Source organism: Mycolicibacterium duvalii (genome assembly GCF_010726645.1).
GTDB lineage: Bacteria > Actinomycetota > Actinomycetes > Mycobacteriales > Mycobacteriaceae > Mycobacterium > Mycobacterium duvalii.
The window spans coordinates 3646360-3667410 of record NZ_AP022563.1 but is presented as its reverse complement, the minus strand read 5'-3'; the positions used below and the strand labels follow the sequence as shown (position 1 = coordinate 3667410).

At 69.3% G+C, this 21051-nt stretch carries 17 protein-coding genes; 4 read left to right on the top strand and 13 right to left on the bottom strand.

From position 1 onward, the window contains the following. Positions 1 to 23 precede the first annotated feature (23 nt). Positions 24 to 2132 carry a molybdopterin-containing oxidoreductase family protein gene (locus G6N31_RS17330; RefSeq protein WP_435404854.1) on the top strand — a complete coding sequence of 703 codons (2109 nt, stop codon included), beginning with the start codon at positions 24 to 26 and terminating at the stop codon, positions 2130 to 2132. A 1-nt stretch (position 2133) separates the two neighbouring features. On the opposite strand, the gene G6N31_RS17325 is transcribed toward G6N31_RS17330, so the two are convergent. After that, the gene (locus G6N31_RS17325) at positions 2134 to 2709 is read right to left on the bottom strand and encodes a TetR/AcrR family transcriptional regulator (RefSeq protein WP_234815349.1); all 576 of its coding nucleotides are present in this window, start codon (positions 2707 to 2709) and stop codon (positions 2134 to 2136) included. A 54-nt stretch (positions 2710 to 2763) separates the two neighbouring features. Continuing rightward, the gene (locus tag G6N31_RS17320) at positions 2764 to 3360 is read right to left on the bottom strand and encodes a TetR/AcrR family transcriptional regulator (RefSeq protein WP_098003988.1); all 597 of its coding nucleotides are present in this window, start codon (positions 3358 to 3360) and stop codon (positions 2764 to 2766) included. A gap of 421 nt (positions 3361 to 3781) precedes the next feature. Here G6N31_RS17320 and G6N31_RS17315 point away from each other — a divergent pair, with 421 nt between their 5' ends. Next, complete coding sequence (locus G6N31_RS17315) at positions 3782 to 6103, top strand: esterase-like activity of phytase family protein (RefSeq protein ID WP_098003987.1); 2322 nt, start codon at positions 3782 to 3784, stop codon at positions 6101 to 6103. Between the two features lie 14 nt (positions 6104 to 6117). Here G6N31_RS17315 and G6N31_RS17310 read toward each other — a convergent pair whose 3' ends face one another. From G6N31_RS17310 to G6N31_RS17300, 3 genes are read right to left on the bottom strand one after another with little or no spacing between them, the layout of a single operon-like run. After that, the gene (locus tag G6N31_RS17310; RefSeq protein ID WP_098003986.1) at positions 6118 to 9480 is read right to left on the bottom strand and encodes an ATP-binding protein; all 3363 of its coding nucleotides are present in this window, start codon (positions 9478 to 9480) and stop codon (positions 6118 to 6120) included. Next, positions 9473 to 10165, bottom strand: a complete 693-nt coding sequence (locus G6N31_RS17305; protein WP_098003985.1) for a DUF4194 domain-containing protein — start codon at positions 10163 to 10165, stop codon at positions 9473 to 9475. Before G6N31_RS17305 ends, G6N31_RS17310 begins: the two co-directional genes overlap by 8 nt. Beyond that, the gene (locus G6N31_RS17300; RefSeq protein WP_098004027.1) at positions 10162 to 11616 is read right to left on the bottom strand and encodes a DUF3375 domain-containing protein; all 1455 of its coding nucleotides are present in this window, start codon (positions 11614 to 11616) and stop codon (positions 10162 to 10164) included. The genes G6N31_RS17305 and G6N31_RS17300 overlap by 4 nt, the downstream gene beginning before the upstream one ends. A gap of 204 nt (positions 11617 to 11820) precedes the next feature. Here G6N31_RS17300 and G6N31_RS17295 point away from each other — a divergent pair, with 204 nt between their 5' ends. Both G6N31_RS17295 and G6N31_RS17290 read left to right on the top strand, forming a co-directional pair. Beyond that, positions 11821 to 12174, top strand: a complete 354-nt coding sequence (locus G6N31_RS17295) for a hypothetical protein (protein ID WP_133117697.1) — start codon at positions 11821 to 11823, stop codon at positions 12172 to 12174. Between the two features lie 30 nt (positions 12175 to 12204). Continuing rightward, complete coding sequence (locus tag G6N31_RS17290; RefSeq protein ID WP_098003983.1) at positions 12205 to 12951, top strand: alpha/beta fold hydrolase; 747 nt, start codon at positions 12205 to 12207, stop codon at positions 12949 to 12951. Here G6N31_RS17290 and G6N31_RS17285 read toward each other — a convergent pair. The 8 genes from G6N31_RS17285 to G6N31_RS17260 form a co-directional block, all read right to left on the bottom strand. After that, a complete protein-coding gene (locus G6N31_RS17285) occupies positions 12948 to 13847 on the bottom strand; it encodes an NAD(P)H-dependent flavin oxidoreductase (protein WP_098004026.1) in 900 nt (299 codons plus the stop codon). The genes G6N31_RS17290 and G6N31_RS17285 overlap by 4 nt on opposite strands. 22 nt (positions 13848 to 13869) lie before the next feature. Further along, positions 13870 to 15327 (bottom strand): aldehyde dehydrogenase family protein, encoded by a 1458-nt coding sequence (locus G6N31_RS17280; RefSeq protein WP_098003982.1) that lies wholly within the window; start codon positions 15325 to 15327, stop codon positions 13870 to 13872. Next, positions 15327 to 15449: a hypothetical protein gene (locus tag G6N31_RS27665; protein WP_264033513.1), complete on the bottom strand. Its 123-nt coding sequence runs from the start codon at positions 15447 to 15449 to the stop codon at positions 15327 to 15329. Before G6N31_RS27665 ends, G6N31_RS17280 begins: the two co-directional genes overlap by 1 nt. A gap of 64 nt (positions 15450 to 15513) precedes the next feature. Then, positions 15514 to 15648: a hypothetical protein gene (locus G6N31_RS27660; protein ID WP_264033514.1), complete on the bottom strand. Its 135-nt coding sequence runs from the start codon at positions 15646 to 15648 to the stop codon at positions 15514 to 15516. Positions 15649 to 15667: 19 nt separating this feature from the next. Continuing rightward, positions 15668 to 16792: a baeRF11 domain-containing protein gene (locus G6N31_RS17275; protein ID WP_098004025.1), complete on the bottom strand. Its 1125-nt coding sequence runs from the start codon at positions 16790 to 16792 to the stop codon at positions 15668 to 15670. 115 nt (positions 16793 to 16907) lie between these two features. Then, entirely contained in the window at positions 16908 to 17939 is a 1032-nt protein-coding gene (locus G6N31_RS17270) for a threonine aldolase family protein (RefSeq protein WP_098003981.1), read from the bottom strand. 65 nt (positions 17940 to 18004) lie between these two features. After that, entirely contained in the window at positions 18005 to 20356 is a 2352-nt protein-coding gene (locus G6N31_RS17265; protein WP_098004024.1) for an AAA family ATPase, read from the bottom strand. Next, the gene (locus tag G6N31_RS17260; RefSeq protein ID WP_098003980.1) at positions 20353 to 21045 is read right to left on the bottom strand and encodes a TVP38/TMEM64 family protein; all 693 of its coding nucleotides are present in this window, start codon (positions 21043 to 21045) and stop codon (positions 20353 to 20355) included. Before G6N31_RS17260 ends, G6N31_RS17265 begins: the two co-directional genes overlap by 4 nt. Between the last annotated feature and the right edge of the window lie 6 nt (positions 21046 to 21051).

The window sequence follows — 21051 nt, the reverse complement described above, 5'->3', positions numbered from 1 at the left end:
ATGACTGCCCGGACACCTGCGCCATGCTCTACCACGTCGAGGACGGCAAACTCGTTGACGTCACAGGGGATCCGGACCATCCGATGACCCGCGGCGGGCTGTGCGTCAAGGTCAAGAACTTCCACGAACACCACTACCAGCCCGACCGGCTGCTGTACCCGATGCGGCGGGTCGGCGCCAAAGGCGCCGGCGAGTTCGAGCGCATCACCTGGGACGAGGCGCTGGCCGAGATCAAGACGCGCTGGACGTCGATCATCGCCGAGTACGGTAGCCAGGCCATCATGCCGCACGCCTACCTCGGCCACCAGGGCGTGCTCAACGGACTCACCTCCGGCGACGCGTTCTTCAACCGGCTCGGCGCGACCGTGGCCGAGAAGACCTACTGCGAATCCGGGTCGTCGACCGCCTGGCACATGACCGTCGGCGGGTCGGGCGGACTGGACGTCGAGTCGATGGCGTACTCGAAGTACATCATCGTCTGGGGCATGAACATGACCAGCACCAACCTGCACGGCTGGCCGTTCCTGCTGGAGGCGCGCAAGAACCACGGCGCCAAGATCGTCGTCATCGACCCGGTGCGCAATCGCACGGCCCGCCAGGCGGATTGGCACATCCCGATCCGGCCCGGCACCGACGGCGCGCTCGCGATGGGCCTGATCGGTCAGATCATCGCCCAGGGCCTGGTCGACACCGACTACGTGCAGCGCTACACCGTCGGCTACGACGAACTGGCCGCCCGCGCCGCCCAGTACCCACCCGAACGGGTCGAGGAGATCACCGGTATCCCGGCCGACGACATCCGCACGCTGGCCTACGAATACGCCACCACCCAGCCGGCCGCGATCCGCCAGGGCGTCGCGCTGGAACGCAGCCGCGGCGGCGGCCAGGCGATCCGCGCCATCACCTGCCTGCCCGCTCTGGTCGGCGCGTGGCGCCACGTCGGCGGCGGCACCATGGAGATGCCGATCTGGGAGTTCCCGACCAAGTTCGACGCGATCTGCAAGCCGGAGTGGATCCCGGAGGGCACCCGGGTGGTCAACGAACTCGACCTCGGTATGGCGCTGACCGGCGAGCTGGATCTCGACCCGCCGATCAAGTCGCTGTTCGTGTACAACTCCAACCCGGTCTCGCAGGGCCCGGCTCAGGAGAAGACGATGCGCGGCCTGCTGCGCGAGGACCTGTTCACCGTCGTCAGCGAGCACTTCATCACCGACACCGCGAAATTCGCCGACCTGTTGCTGCCGGCGACCATGCAGGCCGAGCAGCTCGACATCATGGTCACCTGGGGTCACCTCTACATCTCGCTGAACCAGCCCGCGATCGAGCCGCCCGGGGAGTGCGTGCCCAACGTGGAATTGTTCCGACGGCTGGCCCGGCTCATGGAGTTCGACGACGAGTCGATGGCCTACTGGAACCGCACCGACCGGCAGATGCTCATCGACTTCCACGACTGGGATGCCCCGGCGCTGGCCGGCATCACCTACGAGAAGCTCGAAGAGGTCGGCTGGATGCGGTTGAACGTCGGCACCCCCGACGTCCGCGCCCCGCACGCCGAAGGCAACTTCCCGACCCCGTCAGGCAGGTGTGAGTTCAAGTCCAGCCTCGCCGAGGGTGGCAACTTCGTCGTTCCGGTGTGGCGGTCGATGTACGAGGCGATGCAACCCGGCGGATATGTCGACCCGGTTCCCGACTACATACCGCCGTTCGAGTCGCCGCAGTCCAATCCAGTTCTGGCGCAACGGTATCCGCTGTCGATCATCTCGCCGAAGCCGCACGCCTTCCTCAACAGCCAGTACGGCAACTCCGCGGACAAGCAGAAAGTGCAGGGCGGGCAGCGGGTGTTCATCCATCCCGCCGACGCCGCCGAACGCGGCATCGGCGAGGGCGAGCTGGTCCGGGTGTTCAACGACCGCGGCACCTTCCAGGGCCCGGCAGCGTTGGACGACGGCCTGATCCCGGGCCTGGTGATGGCCAATGTCGGGCACTGGCAGGGAAAGTCGGGACCGACCACGGTCAACGCGATCACCGCCGACCGGCACTGCGGCCTCGGCAACGCCGGGGTCTACGGCGACAACCTGGTCGAGGTCGAGAAGGTGGACGAGCGCGACGTCCGGGCCAAGGCCGCCGGCTGAGCTACGACAGCCGCGCGTCGAGGATCTTCAGCGCCTCGGACAGTTCGGACTGCGGTAGCGGGTTGTCGTCGGAGATCGCGATGAGTACGCCGACGATGGCGCCGGCGGTCACCCGCCGCTCGAACTCTTCGGTGTCCGGCCCGAGGCGCTCGGCCAGCGCGTCGGTGAGCAGACCGATCAGCCGGATGTACTCGGTGTAGATCAGGCCGCGCGCCTCCGGGACCTGATAGAGCATCTGCTGCCCGGCGATCGCGTTCACGCGTTCATCGGCCGACAGGCCGCCGAACACCTGCTCCATCGCGTGCCGGTAGGCGGCCACGACCGACAGCTCAGCCGGTGCGTCGACGAACGCGCGCACGATCGGCGAACTGTGGTCGTCCGAGATCAGCAGCGCTTCCTTGATCTTGAAGTACCGGTAGAAGGTGCGCGGCGAGACCTCGGCGGCCTCGGCGATCTGTTCCACGGTGGTGTTCGCGTACCCCTGTTCGTCGAACAGCCGAAACGCCTCGCGCCGAATCGCGAGCCGCGTCTGCGCCTTTTTTCGTTCGCGCAGACTGCTGGACTGAATCTCAGACACGAACGCCCCTCAAGTTTTCATGATCAGACAGTGTTCGCCAAGGTCGTCGGGGGATTACCGTTCCATGACCTTTTCCGTGAATCCCAGAATCGGCTCCTTCAGCGCGGTGATCGCGTCGGGATCGCCATCGGTCAGGGCCTGGGTGACCAGCATCGAAATCGCGGCTACCAGCATCTGGCAGGCGAACCGGTCGTCTTTGCTGCGGGCATCGAAAATGGTCGCGACGCCGGTTATGAACTGCTGCTGCAATTCCACCCGGCGACGGATGGCGTCGGGGCCGGCCGCGTAGACCTCGACCAGGAACAACCGTGCCGTGGGCGGGTCCAGGGACAGAAAGCCCAGGTAGCGGTCCAGCATCACCGTGAACCGCTCCATCGTTGTACCGGTCTTCGGGACGGCCTGAACAGCGGCGATGACGTGCTGCTGCATCCGGGCGTAGGCGGACATGAAGCAGTCCTGCTTGGAGGTGAAGTGCTGATAGAACGTCGCCTTGGATACCCCGGCCTCCTTGATCAGGTCGTCGACCGTGGTGCTGTGGTAGCCCTTGTTGCCCATCACCGCCGTGAGCGCCTTGAACAAACGTTGCTGCTGGTTGGCGGCGACCTGTTCCCGGGAAAGACGATGGCGACCGGATGCGAGTCGTTCGGCCATACGGTGGCCTCCTCTGACCCAACTGCCGTGCTGCCCGAAGTATAGGTGCGACAAACGCTGATACGTCGGCGCGAAGAACAGTCGAAGTGCATTTGCGCATTGGTTGCGAATTCAAAAACCGCTTCGTTTTTCGCAAACGTTGGCGTTTATGTACTATCAGTTCGGTTCGTCTCGTCCGGGCGGCCGGGGCGCGCCCAGTGAGGGGTTGAGCGGAGCCCCCTTTGACCGGGCAGGGGACTTCCGGTGTCGCCACAGCGGGGGAGTGGCGACACCTCCGCCCGGCTTCTGCGCCGGTTCTGGGCCGGTTTCGGTCTGACCGGCACCGATTCGTCACCTCCCGTTCAGGTGGTGATCGTGATGCGCTCACCTGGGCACGCCAAGCTGCCAGCCGTCCGATGAGCACAACTGAAGAGGGTGACCGATGACGGCCTCGCACCTGGTCCGCGCGACGGCGACCGCGACGATCGCGGCACTGCTGCTGGCAGGGTGCTCGCGGGACACCGACCGCGAGACGGGCGCGGAAGCGCCGTCTACCCCGGAGCGCGCGACGGCGGCCGTCGACTTCGAGCTGCCCGACGCCCAGCGCTATCACCGCATGGCCACTTACCCGGTGTATCTGAACGCGCCGGCCGACCGACGCGACGACGAGACGGTCGCCGAGATCTCCACCGTCACCCCGGATGGCAACACCGTCATCTACACCGACGCCGCCGGCAAACGCATCGGCTTCCTCGACGTTCGTGACCCCGCCAATCCCGTTGGACAGGGCACGCTTTCGCTCTCCGAACTGGGCAACGCCGACGACCAGCCCACCTCGGTGGCCGCGGTCGGCGAGTACGTGCTCGTCGTCGTCGACACCACCGGCGGCGATTTCACCAACCCGTCGGGCCGCGTCGACGTGGTCCGCGTCGCCGACCGCAGCCGGGTGCACAGCGTCGAACTCGGCGGCCAGCCCGACTCCATCGCCGTCGCCGACAACGGAGCATTCGCCGCCATCGCCATCGAGAACCAGCGCGACGAAGAGTTCACCCCGCCCGGCGGCGCCGAAGGTGGCCTCCCGCAGCCGCCCACGGGGTTCGTCGCGCTGCTCGACCTCACCGGCGCACCGCAGGCGTGGACCCCGCGGCGGGTCGACTTCGACGTCGAGACCGCGCGCGCCGCAGGGCTGGACACCCCCGAGGACCTCGAACCTGAATACGTCAGCATCAACTCCCGCAGCCAGGTCGCGGTGACGCTGCAGGAGAACAACGGCATCGCCATCATCGACGGCCGCACCGGCGTGGTCGAGCAGATCTTCAGTGCCGGAAGCCAATCCGTGTCCGGCATCGACACCGCCGAGGACGGGCGGGTCGACCAGAGCGGCGCCATCACCGACACCCCGCGCGAACCCGACGCCATCGGCTGGATCGGTGAGCGCCACGTCGCCACCGCCAACGAAGGCGACTGGAAGGGCGGCACCCGCGGCTGGACCATCTTCGACGCCGGCACCGGCGAGGTGACCTGGGACGCCGGCAACAGCATCGAACAGCTGGCCGTGCGCACCGGCCTGCACATCGAGGACCGCGCCGAATCGAAGGGGCCGGAACCGGAGGGGCTCGCGATCACCGAGATCGGCGGCCGCCCGGTCGCGTTGGTGGCCTCGGAACGCAGCAATTTCGTCGCGGTCTACGACGTCGGCGACGTCGCCGCGCCACGGTTCCGGCAGATCCTGCCCACCACCGCCGGCCCGGAGGGCATCCTGCCGGTCCCGGCCCGTGACCTGCTGGTCATCTCCACGGAGGCCGACGACGCGGAGGCCGGCGTGCGGGCCGCGGTGAACGTCTACGGTTTCGGTGAGCAATTCGCCGCCCTCGGGGGCCGCCCGCCGTTCCCGTCGATCGTGTCGGGTGACGTCGACGGCACCCCGATCCCCTGGGGTGCGTTGGGCGCTCTGACCGCGGATCCGGCCGACGAGAACCGGCTCTACACGTCCACCGACAATGCCTACGGGCCGTCCCGGATCCTGGGCATCGACCTGACCCGGACCCCGGCGCTGATCGACACCGAGCTGCCGATCACCGACGGCGGTGAACCCGTCGCGCTCGACGTCGAGGGGCTGGCAGCCCAGCCCGACGGCGGCTTCGTGCTGGCGGTCGAGGGCGAGGAGGGGCTTGGCAACCAACTGGTGTTCGTCGCCGCCGACGGCACGATCCAGACCCGGGTGTCGCTGCCGTCCGACGTCGCGGAGAATCTGGGCGGCCAGGGCTTCGAGGGTGTGGCGGTCGACGGTGACGCGGTGTGGGTCGCGGTGCAACGGGAGGTGAAGACCGACCCGAAAGGGGTGGCCCGGCTGGGCCGATACAGCCCCGCCGACGACCGCTGGGAGTGGTTCGGCTATCCGCTGGACACCACCGACGCCGAAGGCGACTGGATCGGCCTGTCCGAGATCCAGGTGCACGACGGGTCGCTGCTGATCCTGGAGCGCGACAAGCTCAATGGGCCCGACGCCCGCGTGAAGGCCATCTACCGGGTTTCGCTGCCAACCGAACAGGGAAACGTGCAGGTGCTGCCGAAGACGTTGGCCCGCAACCTGCTTCCCGACCTGCAGGCGGGCCGCGGCTACACGCAGGAGAAGGTGGAGGGCTTCGCGGTCGCCGGCAACGGCAACCTCTACGTCGTCACCGACAACGACGGCCTCGACGACGCCAACGGCGAGACCGTGTTCCTCGACCTGGGGCCGGCGCGGGAGGCGCTCGGCGGCTGACCGCGACGCACGGCTCAGACCGGCGCGGGCACCTTGGCTTCGGTGCGCATCTCCCGGCGCAGCGCGGTGAATTCCGAGATCGTGCGGGTCGCCACGGTCGCGACCGGGCGGGCGTTGCGGCCGGTGGCCTCGGTCTTGGACACCATCACCACGCTGTCGATGTAGGGCTGGATGGTCGTGGCGTTCTGCACGGTCGCGACGATCACCAGCTGGAAACCGAACTTGCGGAACGCCTGCAGCGCCTGCTGGGCGAACTGCGGATCGGACTTGGAGAACGCCTCGTCGAGCATCAGCTGCGCGAACACCGGCCTATTGTCGGTATCACCCGGCGCCGCGAGGTTGAAGCTCAGCGCACCGGCCAGGCAGAACGCCATCAGCTTCTCCTGCTCACCACCGGAGTTGTCGCCGGCGTTGGAGTGCGTGCGGATCAACTCCTCGGACGCCACATCCCATTCGGCGCAGTCGAAGGTGAACCGGTTGCGCACGTCGAGCGCGTCACGCGTCCACGCCCTGTCCTCCGGCGCCGTGGACGCCAAACGGTTGCGCAGCCGCAGGATGTCGGCGTACTGGTCCAGGATCGCCTGCTTGTCGCCGAGGCCCACCTCGGCGATGCGCCGGCTGATCGACCGCACGATCTCGGTCAGCTCCGCCACCGCCGGCAGCGAGCGCGGCGTCGCGCGCAGCGTCAGCCGGGTGCCGCGGTTGAACTCCACCGCACCCAGACCGGTGTTGACGCGCTCGATCTGCTCGGCGATGCGCCGCGCCTCCTGCTCGGCGACCCGGTGCAGCGTCAGGATCGCGTCCGGGGCCTGCTCGGTGACCAGCCGCATCATCCGCTCGTAGGCCTCGGGCAGCTCACGCTCGTCGATGTGGCGGCACAGCGCGACGTAGTCGTGCACCCGCTCGTCAAAGTTGTCGCTGTCGTTGGGAATCGCGTCGGGGAACGCGGTGTCGAAGGTGTTGAGGATGCGGGCCAACTCGTCGTAGGAGCGCCGCCGGCTCTCGCGCAGCTGCTCGCGCTCCTTCTTGATGGCGGTGACCAGCGCGTCGCGGTGCGGCTCGGGTTCGAGCAGCTCCAGCGCGACCGGCACCTGGTGGGCGTAACGCCGCAGCAACTCGGTCAGCGGCTCGGACACAAACGCGGGCTGCAGCCGCTCTTGCAGTTCGAGGAGCTGCGTGCGTCGGGAGTCGAGGTCGTCGCGGCGGGTCTGGATCGCCCCGCGGCGGGTCATGAGTTTCTGGATCTGCGACCAGCATTCGTCGGCGCGGGCGTTGAGCGCCTCGATGTCGGGGTTGTCGGCCAGCAGCAGCTCGTACTGCTCGCGCAGCCGGTCGGCGTGCCCGTCGGCGGTCTCGACGTCGATCTGGCTCCACTGCCCGAACTGCTCGCAGATCGCCTTGCAGGCCGCGGCCCGGTCGCGCCACTGCTGACGCTGCGCGGCGATCTCGTCGGCGGTGTGCCGGGCCTTCTGGTAGGCCTGCTCGGCGGCGGCCAGGTCGACGGTCAGCGCGTTGATCTTGGCGGACACGTCGCCCTGGTACAGGTATTCGGACTGCTTGAGCGGGCGCCGGTCGTCTTTGATCGCGACCCGGTCGGAGTCCTTGTACAGGCCGGTGTCGGTGACCGCGCGGCGAAAGCGGGCGAACACCTCGGGGGTGTCGACGCAGATGTGGTCACCGGCGGCGGCGACGATGTCGACGGCCTCGGCCGCGCACGGATGGTCCGGGTCGACCGCAAAAAGCTTGCCGGCCAGGGTGTTCGGCTCCGGGTCCGTCGGCGCGGTGCCGTAGGTCTTGGTGCGTACGTGATGCAGCGCCAGCCGGCCCCGCATGTTGGTCTCGTTGACGAACCGCAGCACCTTCGTCCAGTGCTGATCGGGTACCAGCAGCCGCAGCCCCGCCCCGCGCAGCACCTTCTCCACCGCGGTGCGCCAGCGGGTCTGGTCGGCACGCAGGTCCATCAGCTCCGCGACATAGGGCAGCTCGGCGGTGTCGACACCGACGGCGGCGCAGATGTGTTCGCGCATCGCCAACGCGAACTCCGGCAGCGCCGACCCGACGTGTTCGACCCGTTTGAGTTCTTTGGCGGCGTCGTCACGCGTGATCCGGGCCGCCTTCTGCGCATACTCGGCGTCGGTGGAGGCTTCGCGGTGGCGTTCGACCGTGGCCAGCAGCTCGGTGGCCTCGGCGAGCAGTTCTTCGCGCAGGTTCCAGAACTCGTCGGGGCCCGCGGGGACGTCGAGCCCCTGCGCGGCCAGCATGTCCTCATAGGCCGCGCGGCGGCGCGACACCTGCTCGGCGGCGGTCTCGGCGGCGGTGACCTGCGACTGCAGCGGACCGAGGCTGGCGCTGTTGCCGCTGATCTGCGCGTTGAGCGAATCTGCTTCGGCCTTAGCCAGATTCAGCGAGCGCGTGACGTCTTCGTACTCGTTGTCCAGCTGGTCGATGGTGGAGTCCAGCTGCGCAATCTGCTCCGGGCACTGCGCGACCCGCACATGGTCGGTGTAGGCCCGCACCATCGGCGCGTCGACCAGGTCGATGATGCCCAGATCCGAGGACTCCGACGCGTAGCGCTGCTGGATCTTCTCGATGTCGCCGAGGATCTTGCGTTTACGCTGCGCGACGGCGAGCAACTCGCGGGCCTCGACCAGCGGGTCGATCTGCTTGAGCGCCTCGGGCAACCGGGCCAGGCTGTCCGGCTCGTCCAGCATGAATTCGCGGACGAACTGCTCGAGCCCGCCGACGCTCTTGAGCGACTTGGCCTTACCGAGCAACTGCTGAGCCGCGTCGGACGCGCGGATGCCGATGGTCGCGTACAGCTGCGCCAGGTACTGTGACTCCACCTTGGTGGTGAACCGCCACCCGTTCTCCTTGAAGACGCCCGTGTCGAAACGCCCTGCGGCCCAGCGGTTACAGACGTCCTCGATGTCCAGGTCGCCGTCACCGAGGACGAACCGGCTCGACGAGTCGTTGCGGGACTCGCCGGTCAGCCATTTGAGCACCAGCCCGGTGACGGTGCGGCCGGAGTCGCTGCTGTAGGTGACCGCCACGGCCGACCAGGCGGTGCCCTCCCCGCGCAGATACATCACCCGACTGGCGGCGCCGTCGCTGCGCTGGCCCCACGCGCCGCGCACATACTTGTCGACGGTGCGCCGGCCCGCACTGGACCCAGCGGCGGTGTTGTCGCCCGAGGCGTTGAAGTTGCGCCGGTTGAACGGCAGGAAGCCCAGCGAGATCGCGTCCAGCAGCGACGATTTTCCGCTGCCCGAGGCGCCGGCGATCAGCGCACCGCCGGGGCTGAACGCAATCGAGTGGTAGCCGTCGAACACCCCCCAGTTGATGACCTGCAACCGGGACAGGTGGAACTGTTCAGTCACCGTCTTCTCCCTCGGCGGGTGCGCCACCCGTGGCCAGCTGTTCGAACTGCTGTTGCAGCTCGGTGATCACGCTGGCGGTCATCACCGCGGTGATCACCGGGCTGATGGTGTAGCTGTCCTCGTCGTCGCGGCTGCGGCGCAGAATCTCCAGACCGGCCAGCCGCGCGATCGCGCCGTCGACGCGCGCGGTGAACGTCACCGCATCGCGGTCGGTGTCGTTGAGCACCCCGGAGAACAGACCGTGCATCTCCTCGCGGCTGATCAGCACGCTCTGCCCGCCGGCGGCGCGCATCATCTGCGCCAGGTGCAGCGCCAGGATCGAGTCGTAGGTGCCCAGCGGTTCGCGGCGCAGCAGCTTGACGCCCCTGGCGGATTCGTAGCGCGCCTGCTCGACGAACGCGATGTCGGTGCCCTCGGCGACACGCAGCAGCAGATCCAGCTCGGAGAGCCGCACCGCCAGCTGGTCGCGGTACTCCAGCACCCACGCGTAGAGGTCGCTGTCGGATTCGGCGCTGATGTAGCGGCGCGTCAACAGGTGCTGCAGCGCCCAGCAGGCCCGGTCGGGCAGTTCGGAGACGTCGCCGTCGAAGCGGGGCCGGCGCTGCTGCGGCGGGCGGGCGTTCTGGTCGACCTGCGGCAGGGAGGAGAAGTCGATGTCCTCGGCGGATCGGTCCGTGGTGGTCATGTCAGCGCTCCGGCGATCGGTTCGGTGAAATGCAGTTCCGGCACGGCGATTTCGCGGTCCTTGCCGTCGAGGGAGCGGAATCGGATAGTCGTGGAGTCCGGGATGTTCTCGTGGGGTTGCTTGAGCGCCCACGACCACAGCACGATGACGTGCCCGAGGTAGGCCCCCGCACCGTCGCGGCCGACCAGGTCGACCGCCTGGGCCAGCGACACCGGGCCGCGGCGGATCGCGGCGTTGAGCATGTCGGTCATCGCGGGCGCGTCGACCTGGGTGGTCAGCGCGGCGAAGCTGGCCAGGTCGACCTCGCCGTCGGCCGACTGGGCGGGCTTCGGCGCCGACAGGTCGCCGATCCGGAAGCTCAGCGCACCGACCGAGCTGATCGCGTGGCGGGCCAGCGGCACCTCGATGTCGTCCAGCCGGGAGTCGGTCAGGCTGGTCTTCAGCAGGGCGCGCGCGGCGCCGATGGCGTCGTTGAGCTGGCGGGCCACGCCGCGGCTCTGCTCCAGCGTGCCGAACGCGGTGAACCGCTTGACCCGCTGCGCGCAGCGCTGCTGGATGCGCTCGACCTCGTCGATCTGATGGCCGACCAGCTCGAAGAAGCCGGCCATCACCTTGCGCAGCTCCGGGTTCAGCGCGGGCAGCCCCTCGGCGACCGCGGCGACGTCGGCCTCGAACTCGGCGCGCTGATCGGGGTCGTTGATCATCCGCAGGAACGCGCGGTGGCTGTCGCGGCCCTGCGATTCCCACGCGGCCTGGTAGTCGGCGTACATCTGGCGCTGCCGGTCGCGGTAGGCGACATTGCTGTCGATCGGCTCGTCCAGCGCTGCGGTGGCCTGCTCGATCATCGCGCCGTACTGGCCGATGTCGGTGATCAACCGCTCCATCTGCAGCGCGATCGCGCGGGCCTCGTCGTAGCAGTCGGTGACGTCGGGCTCCGGGCGCCGGCCGGCGTCGAGGTCGTCGAGTTCGGCTTGGAGCGCGGCGATCTCGGCCTCGATGTGCTTGCGCACCCGGGCCGGGTCGCCGTCGACGCGGACCGCGATCTGCTTGAGCCGCGACGCGATGCCGTTGATCGAGCCGCCGGTGGCGATGGTGTCGTTGCGGCGCATGCCGCGCAGGAAGTCCAGCGCGCGACGGGTGTCCTGGGTCAGGTAACAGACGTTGCGGTCGCTGCGCTCGTCGACGACGCGGTGCAGCCAGCCCTGGCTGGCCCACGACTTGATCAGCGCCAGCCCGGACTGCCCGTCGGCGGCGTCGAGCTCTGCCAGGTCGCGCTCCAGCGCCACCACCAACTCGGTCTCGCCGACCACGCCGTCGCACAGGTGGCGCTCCATCAGCGTCGCGTACAGACCCAGGTTGGTGGTGGCGAGCAGCCGCAGCGCCCGGGAGTTCTGCAGGTCGCGGTTGAGTCCGTGCAGGTCGGCGACCGACAGTGCGCCGTGGTCGTCCACCTGGCCTCCTTCGTGCGTCTCGATCGGTGCGGACGGTTCAACATAGGCCACCCCGGCGACAGCGCAGGGGACGCGGTGGTGTGGTGTCGCCGACCCGCTGTCACTCCTGGGGCGGATGTGATCGGTGAGGTTCGCTGTGGCCGCTGACCAGCGGCGATGTCGGTTCCCGCGGGTAAAATCTGTGCAGGGTTCGGAGGGGGAGGCGTGTCGTTGACCGATTGGCCGGTGTGTGGGATGTGCGGTGCGGCCGCACCGTTTGGCTGGATGGGCGGAGTGCACGACTGCGACGCGACGACGCGATCCGAGCAGCCGCTGCTGGTGTCGCTGCCGGATCCTGAGATGGCGCACGGGTTCCCGTGCGGCAACGCGGTGCGGACCCGCGTCGTGATGGAAAGTTGGGTCGAGGGCGACGAGCTGGCGCACCTGACGCGCTACATGGAACGGGTGCGCGATGACGACGACGCGACCGAGATGCGCGTCGTGGTGCGCGGCGACGGGTCGCTGCAATTCTTCGCACCGGACTGCATCTACAGCGCGCCTGTCGGCGCCGCGGAGTAAGCCGGGAAGCGGCCATGTCAGGATGACGCCATGACGGTGGTGTTCGTACACGGCAACCCGGAAACCTCAGCGATCTGGGGACCACTGGTCGACGTGCTGGGCCGCGACGACGTGGTGCTGCTGTCGCCGCCCGGTTTCGGGGCGCCGCTGCCCGCCGGGTTCGGCGCCACCTACCTGGAGTACCGGGACTGGCTCGAAGACGAGCTGTCGCGCATCGACGGCCCGATCGACCTGGTCGGCCACGACTGGGGCGGCGGGCACGTCCTCAATGTCGTGATGCACCGGCCCGAGCTCGTCCGCAGCTGGGTCAGCGACGTCGTCGGGCTGTTCGACCCGGATTACGTCTGGCACGACATGGCCCAGGTGTGGCAGACCCCGGGCGCGGGTGAGGAACTGATCGCGAACATGATGGGCGGCGGTGTGGAGGCCCGTACCGAGTTGATGCGGTCGCTGGGCATTCCTGCCGATATCGCCGCGGCGCTGGCCGAACACCAGAACGATGACATGGGCCGGGCGATCCTCGCGCTGTACCGGTCGGCCGCCCAGCCCGCGATGGCCGAGGCCGGCAAGTCGTTGGAGAACGCGGCGGCCCGCCCGGGCCTGTCGCTGCTGGCCACCGCTGACCCCTACATCGGGAAGATCGGCACCCGGCACCGGGCCGCCGAGCGGGCCGGCGCCCGGACCGAGATGCTCGACGGGTTGGGGCACTGGTGGATGGTCGAGGACCCGGCGCGCGGCGCGGCGGCGCTGACCGCGTTCTGGTCGACGCTGGACTAGGTGCCGGTCCCGGCCAGACGCGCGATGACCGCCGCGGCCGGTTCGGTCGAGGTGACCTGCCCGACGGCCTGTCCCGCGTTGATCGGCGCGACCGCATAGTCGTCGGCGGCGATCGCCGCGCGCAGGCAATCTCTGGCGGCGTCGTCTATCTCGTCTTCGCGGCCGCGCCAGCGGTCGGTGAAGGTGTTGCGCAGCACCCGTTCCGGTAGCTCGAGCGGCCACGGATAGCCCAGGGCGACGTCGAACGCCCGGGTGGTCAGGGTGTCGGCGCTGTGCGCGTCGAACATCGTCGCGCGGGCCGGGTCGGTCAGCAGCGACTCTTCACAGGCCGCCAGCGCCGTCCCGACCCAGGCGCCCGCCGCTCCGGCCGCCAGCACCGCCGAAAGCGCACGGGCCGAACCGATTCCACCGGCCGCGAGCACCGGCACCGACATCTGCTCGACGACCTCGGCGAGCAGCGGCAGCGTGCCGACGCGGGGCCGGCCGTGGCCGCCGCCCTCGGCGCCGCGGGCGACCAGCACGTCGACGCCGGCGTCCGCGGCGCGCCGCGCCTCGTCCAGGTCGGCGACCTGGGTGGCGGTGGTGGCGCCGGCGTCGTGGGCGCGGGCCACCCAGGACCAGTCGTCACCGAAGCTGACCGACAGCAGCGCCGGCCGGGCGGCCAGCGCGGCGTCCAGCAGCGCGGGCTCCCGGTCGACGACCCAGCCGATCAGGCCGATCCCTAACGGGCGGTCCAGGCCGCGGGTGTGGGCGAGTTCGTCTTCCAGCTTCGCTGTCGTTGCGCTGCTGCCCATTCCGATCATGCCCAACCCCCCGGCGCGCGACACCGCCGCGGCGAGCCGGCCACCGGCCACCCCGCCCATCGGGGCGTTGACGATCGGCACCTGCAGTGCCATCGCCGCCGACCAGGTTGTCACGTCAGATAGCGTACGTGCGCGGTGCGTGCTGCACCGACACCCAGTGATCGGTGGTGAACTCGTCGATGGCCCACTGACCGCCGAACCGCCCGATCCCGGAGTCCTTCTCGCCACCGAACGCGGTGTTGGCGTCGTCGTTGACCGGCGCGTCGTTGATGTGGGTCATGCCTGCCTCGATGCGCCGCCCGAAGCGGACCGCGCGCTCGACATCGCGGCTGAAAACCGCTGAGGACAAGCCGTATTCGGTGTCGTTGGCAATGCGCAGCGCGTCTTCTTCGCCGTCGGCGCGGATCACCGTCATCACCGGGCCGAACACCTCCTCGCGGGCGGTGGCGACGTCGTTGGTGCCGGTGAGCACGTGCGGGGGCAGACACTGGCCCGTCGGGCCGAACGGATCGCCGCCGAGCACCACCTCCGCGCCGTCGTCGCGGGCGCGCTGCAGTTTGTCCTGGATGCTCTCCACCTGCGAGGAGTTGATGATGGGGCCGAGCTGCACGTCCGGGTCGCGGGGGTCGCCGACGGTGAGCGTCTTGACCTTCGCGACGAAGCGGTCCAGGAATTCGTCATAGATGGCGGCGTCGGCGATGATCCGGTTGGCGATCATACAGATCTGGCCCTGGTGGAAGAACGAACCGAACACCCCGGCCTGCACCGCCAGCTCGAGGTCGGCGTCGTCGAGCACCACGAACGGGCCGTTGCCGCCCAGTTCGAGCGCCAGCTTTTTCAGACCCGCCTTCTCCGCGATGCCCTTGCCCACCGGGGTCGACCCGGTGAAGCTGACCACCCGCGGGGTGGGGTGGGTGACGATCGCGTCGCCGATGTCCGAGCCGGAACCCACCACCACCGACAGCAGCCCGTCGGGCAGCCCGGCTTCCTCGAAGATCCGGGCCAGCAGCAGACCACCGGTGACCGGGGTGTCACCGGCCGGCTTGAGCACCACCGCGTTGCCGACGGCCAAAGCCGGTGCGACAGAACGATTCGACAGCTGCATCGGGAAGTTCCATGGCGAGATCACCGCCACCACCCCGACCGGTTCGCGGTAGACGCGGCTCTCCTTGCCGGGGATGTCGGAGGGAATGATGCGGCCGGCGACATGGTGGGGCATGCCCGCCGCCTCCCACATCACCGAGCGCACCAGGCTCCACTCCAGCTCCGCCTTGGCCAGCGTGCCGCCGGTCTCGCGGACCAGCCAGTCGACGATCTCGTCCTTGCGGTCGGTCATCACATCCGCGGCGGCGCGGAGCACGCCGGCGCGTTCCCCCGGCGGCGCGTCGGCCCAGTCCCGTTGTGCGTCAACGGCGGACCGGTAGGCCTCATTGAGGTCGTCCTCGTCGGCCTGTGCGATCTCGGTCAGGGTGTCGCCGGTGTACGGATCGGTGCTGGCCCGCGTCTTGCCGGCCGAGCCCGCCCGCCACCGGGTGCCGATCGGCATGGTGTCGAAGGCAGGGTAGGTGCTCATCAGGGGACGACTCCGATCTTGACGTGCGGGCAGTGCGCCTGGTTCGGCCAGGCCGTGTCGGCTTCCTCGACATCGTCGACGCGGGGCGTCCCTGCGGTTGTCGCCAGTACCGCGGCGCGCATCGGGACCTCCCTGATCGTTGCGTGTCCGTCGCGGCTACCCGTCGCAGCCGCCGCGAAACACGCCTCAGGCCCGGTGGGCCGGTCCCGGCTCGGGTGGGGTCGCCGGGGTGGCGGGTGTCTCCGGGATTTCGTCGGGCGTCAGACGCTCCGGCACCTCGGTGGGGGCGAGCCGGTCTGGCGGTTCCTCGGGTGTGCTCATGTGTGCAGGCGTACCCCGATCAGGTCAGCGCGAAGCGCAGGCCCGCGACCGCGGTGCCATTCCAGATGTCGGCAGCCACCTCCTCGGAGCGCGCGGCGATGACGTTTCCGCCGCGCTCGAGTACCGTGACCGCGATCCGGGAGAGCAGGTCATAGCCGTCGTCGCGGTAGTCGAGCCGGCCGTCGGTGTCATCGAGGCGGCCGAGGATGTCGACGGTGAAGTCGTAGATCAGCGTCGAGACCGCGCCGGCCACGGCGGCCCGCGCAATGTCGGCGAGGTCGGTGGCCACCAAACCCCGGGCCACTCCGTCGCCGATGTCGTCGGCCAGTGCGGTGATCCGCGCGGCGTTGAGGGTCGCGAGCTGCGGCCGGATCGCGTCGTCGATCTGATCCGGACGCAGCGCATCCGGCGCGCCGGGCACCGGTACCACGTGCCGCTTGTGGTCCAGGCCCCGGTAGAGGTTTAACAGCGGGTCGGTCGCGAACAGGAACAGCGGCTGCGTCGCGGCCGGATCAACCAGTCCCAGTTCCGTTTCCACCGCTTCGGCCACCCGCTTGGCGTAGGTCTCCAGTAGCACCTTCTTGCCTTCGTCGCCGACCAGCCGGCCGACATGGTCACGGTCGCGGACCGTCGCACGGTGGGTCGCCTCGGCGACGTCGACGGCGTACTCACCCGTCAGCGGGAGCTCCTCGGCGCGGGTGCTGGCCGTGGCCTGCCAGAGGTTCCAGCCGCTGGCCGACAGCGTCAACGCGTACGCCTCCTGCGGGGTGGTGACCGCGCGGACCAGCTGACCGATGTCGAAGTAGATACCCACCTGGGACTGCGTGACCAGCGCGTTCGGCAGTACGTAGACCTCGTGGAAATCGTCGGCGAGGAACAGGGCCAGGGACCGCGACGGGCGCAGCCACAGCTCGGAGCCGGCGATCTGATCCCAACGGTCGCGCAGACGCTGTTCGACACCACCGCCCACACCGCGCTCCCGCATCGCACGCAGGGCCGCGTCGACGGCACTCTTGGCGGTCAACAGATTGGTGTCGCGATGATCGGGGCCGGGCTGGGTTTCGGCGTACACGGTGATGGCGATCTCGTGTGGTTCGCCGAGCCGGCGCAGATCGGCGGTATCGGGCAACTGGTAGCGCGTCACCACTCACTCCTTTGTGTCGTGTGATGGCCTCCATGGTACGGAAAGTTCCCACGACGCGACCACGACGTGATCTTGATTCAGCTGAATACGGTTGTCGTGCAGCCTCAGTCGTGAGTCAGAGCAGCCCGCGCAGGGTGTTCAGCACGTCGTCGATCTCGCCGTCGGTCGTCGACCACGCGCACACGAACCGCACCACCGGAACCTCGAGGTCGGGCTGGTGCACGGCGTAGTACTCGCCGAGCCGGCGATGGGTCTCGGCGTCGAGTTCGACGAACACCTCGTTGGCCTCGACCGGGCACGCCAGGCGCAGCCCGAGCCGTTGGAACCCGGCGCCCAACTGCGCGGCCTGCGCGTTGGCGTGCGTGGCCGTGCGCAGCCACAGGTCATCGCGCAGAAACGCCAGGAACTGCGCGGCGACGAACCGGTTCTTGCTGGCCAGGTGTCCGATCTGCTTCTGCACGAACCGGATTCCCGGGAAGTGCCGCGGGGTGCGCACCAGCAGCGCGTCGCCGAACAGCATGCCGTTCTTGGTGCCGCCGACGGTGATGATGTCGGCGTCGCCGATGGCTTCCTCTGGGGAGACGCCGAGCGCGGCAACGGCATTGGCCAGGCGGGAGCCGTCGACGTGGACGAGTAGGTCGAGGTCGTGGGCGTGGTCGACGAACTGCGTCATCGCTGGTGCCGGCCAGACACGGCCGTTCTCGGTGGATTGCGTGATGCTGACGATGCGCGGCTGGGAGTGGTGCACCGGCCCGCGCCGCGCCGCGTGCCGATCGAGTGCGGTCGGGTCGATCAGGCCGTCGCTGCTGGGCAGCCGGGTCAGCTGAGCTCCGGAGAGCCGCACCGGCCCGCCGGCCTCGTCGACGAGGATGTGGGCGATGTCGCTGCACAGGATTTCCTGCCATGGCTGCACCGCCGAGGCCAACGCGATGATGTTGGCCGCGGTGCCGGTGAAGGTGAACAGCACCTCGGCATCCGGGCAGCCGAACGTCTCGCGCAGCGCATCCGCAGCGTGCGCGGTGACCTCGTCTGCGCCGTACGCGGCGGCCGAGCCGTCGTTGACCTGCTGCAGCGCCACCAGCGCCGCCGGGTGCGCCGGGGCCGCATTGTCGGAGGCGAACGCGGTGGACACAGACACCTGCGCCATGATTCCACGCGGCGCCGAGTGAGAGCTCAGGGCTGCGGTATGGGGGTTGACCGCAGCCGGGACTGCTATTCCGCGGGGGTGGGGGCGCGGCCGGCCAGCCAGCTGAAGAAGTCCTCCGCGCAGAACACCGGCTTGCCGTACTCCACGGCTTTGCGTGCCTTGCCCGACTGCGTGCCGGCCTCGGCGGTCACCAGGACGTCGCAGCGGGTTTTGGTCACCGACTTCACCGGCGTCAGCCCGGCCGAGCGGGCCAGGTCCTCCATCTCCCAGCGTTCGACCACCCGGCCGTCGGCGTCCTGTGCGGTTCCGGTGAAGCAGATCCGCGCCTGCGGCACCAGCACCGCCGTGATGTCCTCGTCGTGCCCACACAGATCGTCGACGTCGATGTCGACGCCCAGCACCCGCGACGCCTCCCGCAGCCGCGCGGCCACCTGCGCGGGCAGCTGCACCCGCGCCGCGGCTGCGCGCAACTGGTCGGCCACCGACCGCGCCGCCGCGGTGTCCCACGACGAATCCAGGCTGCGCGCCACCTCCGCGCCGAGCAGCACCGCGCCGACGTCGCGGCTGACCCGCAGCAGCGCCGACAACCCGGGCAGGTGGTCGGCCCTCGGGGTCGCGACGTCGGGGTCGCGGCTGACGAGCAGACCCGAAACCGATTCCGCAGCCTCCGGTTCCGCGAACGCCGACGAGCCCGGCTCGGCGTCGACACCCTGGTGGGCGTCCAGCTGGGCGCGGGCCCGATCCAGGGCAGTCTGCCCGGTGACGCGGCGGCCGCGCAGCTCCACACCCAGCGGCATCGCCGTCACATACCCGAGCCGTTTGAGCTCGAAGTCGAGCAGGCCCAGCTGCTCGTCGATGCCGACGCCGACGGGGGTGCAGCCCTCCAGCATCGGCGCGATGACCGTCCAGGCCTCCCGCAGCGTCGGCGCGAGCAACACGTCGGAAACACTGATGCCGAACGCTGTTCGCGCGTCCGCCAGATCGCGCTGCGGGTTGATCAGCGTCGAGATCGCGGTGCCGTCGTCGAACGCGACCGCGAGTTCCACCGGCCGGGGCCGCGACATCCGTCCCTCGTCGCCGACGGTCAGCATCCCGATCGCGCAGTAGCGCCGTGCGTGCGCGTCGCCGGCGGCGCTGCGCAGGAACCGCGCGATGCGCCGGTCGGTCTTCAGATCCTTCGGCAGCACAGGACGTTTGAGCACCAGGCCGGACAGAGACGTGCAGCGGCTCAGCGCCACGTAGAGCTGGCCGGTCGAGAACATCCCGCCGGTCAGGTCGACGACCACCCGGTCCAGCGTCTGGCCCTGACTCTTGTGGATGGTGATCGCCCACGCCAACTTGAACGGCAGCTGCGTGTAGGTGCCGACCACCTCGCGGCCCAGCGACGACCCGGACACCACCGGGCGCGTCACCTCCCAGGTGTAGGGGGTGACGTCGGCGACCGAACCGTCGGGGAATTCGACCTCGACCACCGCGCCGTACCGGTCGTAACCCACCCCGACCACGCGGCCGATGCTGCCGTTGACCCAGCGGTCGGCCTGGTCGTTGTTGAGCATCATCACCTGCGCACCGACTTTGAAGCGCAGCGTCTCCTCGACCGGTGCCTCGAACAGCGTCAGATCACCCGATGCCCGCGCCTGGTGTGCCATCTCGTCGCCGGAAAGTCGTTGCAGCTGTTGGCGATTGCGGGCAGTGACGAGCCTGTTGGTCGGTGCCAGGGTCAACCACAGCTCATCGTCGGGCGGCACGAAGTCCTTGTCGGCCCGGGCGTTGAGCTGCTCCATGGCATGGCCGAGCAACACGCCCTCGCGGATCTCGTTGAGAATTGCGGTCATCCGGTCGTCGCCGAGCTGGCGGAACACCGTCGTCAACGACACCGTCGGGAAGTCGTCGCGGCGGAAACTGTGCGCCGAGAAGAAGTACGGCGTCTCATACGTCGACGCGAAGAAGCTCGTCTCGTGTTCGCTGACGACCGGAGGCAGCTGGTAGAGATCGCCGACCAGCACGATCTGTACGCCGCCGAACGGCGCACCGGGTTGCGGCCCGAACCGCTCCAGCGCGGCGGCCACCATGTCGAACACGTCGGCGCGCACCATCGAGGCTTCGTCGATGATCAGCGTGTCCAGCGATGCGAGGGTCTTGGTGAAGCGGCCCGGCCGGTACTCGCCGGAGCGGACATCCTCAAGCGTGGTCGTCGCGCGAAAACCGAAGAGCCGGTGGATGGTGTAGCCGTCGACGTTGAGCGCGGCGATCCCGGTCGGGGCGACCACGACGACGTTGCGGTCGGTGTCGGCGAGGTAGCGGCGGATCAGCGTCGACTTGCCGGTTCCCGCCTTTCCGGTCAGGAACAGGTGCCCTCCGCCGGCCAACAGGTTCAGCGCGTGGCGGAACTCGTCGGTGAGCACGATGGGCGTCATTGCCGGGACCGCCACCTCTGCCAGCCGCGGCGCGCGGCGAACACGCCGACCACCGCCGTCAGGCACCACACCACGATCGCCGCGGTCAACAGCGGCGCAGAGAACTCCCCGAGCGTCGAACCGAGCGCGGTGTAGACGAACGCGCGCGGCGCCGACCCGATGAACGCCCCGGCGGCCATCTGCCACAGCGGGACCCCGAACGCGCCGAACGCATAGGACGCCAACGCATCTGAGATCCCCGGCACGAAGCGCTGACCGACCACCGCCCACAACCCGCCTCTGGCGATGAGCCCGTCGATCCGGTCGGCGCGCTGCGGACCCAGCAGCGCGCGGGCACTGTCGCGGCCGGCGCGTCGCCCGGCCAGGCTGGCCATCATCGCGGTGCCCACCGTCGCGCCCAGTGTGACGAACGTGCCCAGCAGCGGACCGAACAGGAAGCCGCTGGCCGCCGCCAGCACCGGTCCGGGCACCAGCGCCGCCCCCAGCGTCGCCGACACCACCACGTAGGCCAGCGGGGCCAGCGGCCCGGTCGAGGCCACCACGGACCGTACCTGCTCGACGTCGATCACCCGCTGCACCGCGACCAGGTAGAACAGCACGCCGAGGAACACCACGAACACGGCCAACCGCGCGATGTGGCGGCGCCGCGAGATATCGGGGGCGTCGTCGACGCTGTCTGGGCTGTTCATCTCACC

Bases quoted from the DNA above. Each gene is read 5' to 3' on its own strand.
- G6N31_RS17330 (WP_435404854.1), top strand. From the start codon at position 24: ATGCTCTACCACGTCGAGGACGGCAAACTCGTTGACGTCACAGGGGAT.
- G6N31_RS17320 (WP_098003988.1), bottom strand. From the start codon at position 3,360: ATGGCCGAACGACTCGCATCCGGTCGCCATCGTCTTTCCCGGGAACAG.
- G6N31_RS17315 (WP_098003987.1), top strand. From the start codon at position 3,782: ATGACGGCCTCGCACCTGGTCCGCGCGACGGCGACCGCGACGATCGCG.
- G6N31_RS17305 (WP_098003985.1), bottom strand. From the start codon at position 10,165: ATGACCACCACGGACCGATCCGCCGAGGACATCGACTTCTCCTCCCTG.
- G6N31_RS17290 (WP_098003983.1), top strand. From the start codon at position 12,205: ATGACGGTGGTGTTCGTACACGGCAACCCGGAAACCTCAGCGATCTGG.
- G6N31_RS17285 (WP_098004026.1), bottom strand. From the start codon at position 13,847: ATGGCACTGCAGGTGCCGATCGTCAACGCCCCGATGGGCGGGGTGGCC.
- G6N31_RS17280 (WP_098003982.1), bottom strand. From the start codon at position 15,327: ATGAGCACCTACCCTGCCTTCGACACCATGCCGATCGGCACCCGGTGG.
- G6N31_RS27665 (WP_264033513.1), bottom strand. From the start codon at position 15,449: ATGCGCGCCGCGGTACTGGCGACAACCGCAGGGACGCCCCGCGTCGAC.
- G6N31_RS27660 (WP_264033514.1), bottom strand. From the start codon at position 15,648: ATGAGCACACCCGAGGAACCGCCAGACCGGCTCGCCCCCACCGAGGTG.
- G6N31_RS17270 (WP_098003981.1), bottom strand. From the start codon at position 17,939: ATGGCGCAGGTGTCTGTGTCCACCGCGTTCGCCTCCGACAATGCGGCC.
- G6N31_RS17265 (WP_098004024.1), bottom strand. From the start codon at position 20,356: ATGACGCCCATCGTGCTCACCGACGAGTTCCGCCACGCGCTGAACCTG.
- G6N31_RS17260 (WP_098003980.1), bottom strand. From the start codon at position 21,045: ATGAACAGCCCAGACAGCGTCGACGACGCCCCCGATATCTCGCGGCGC.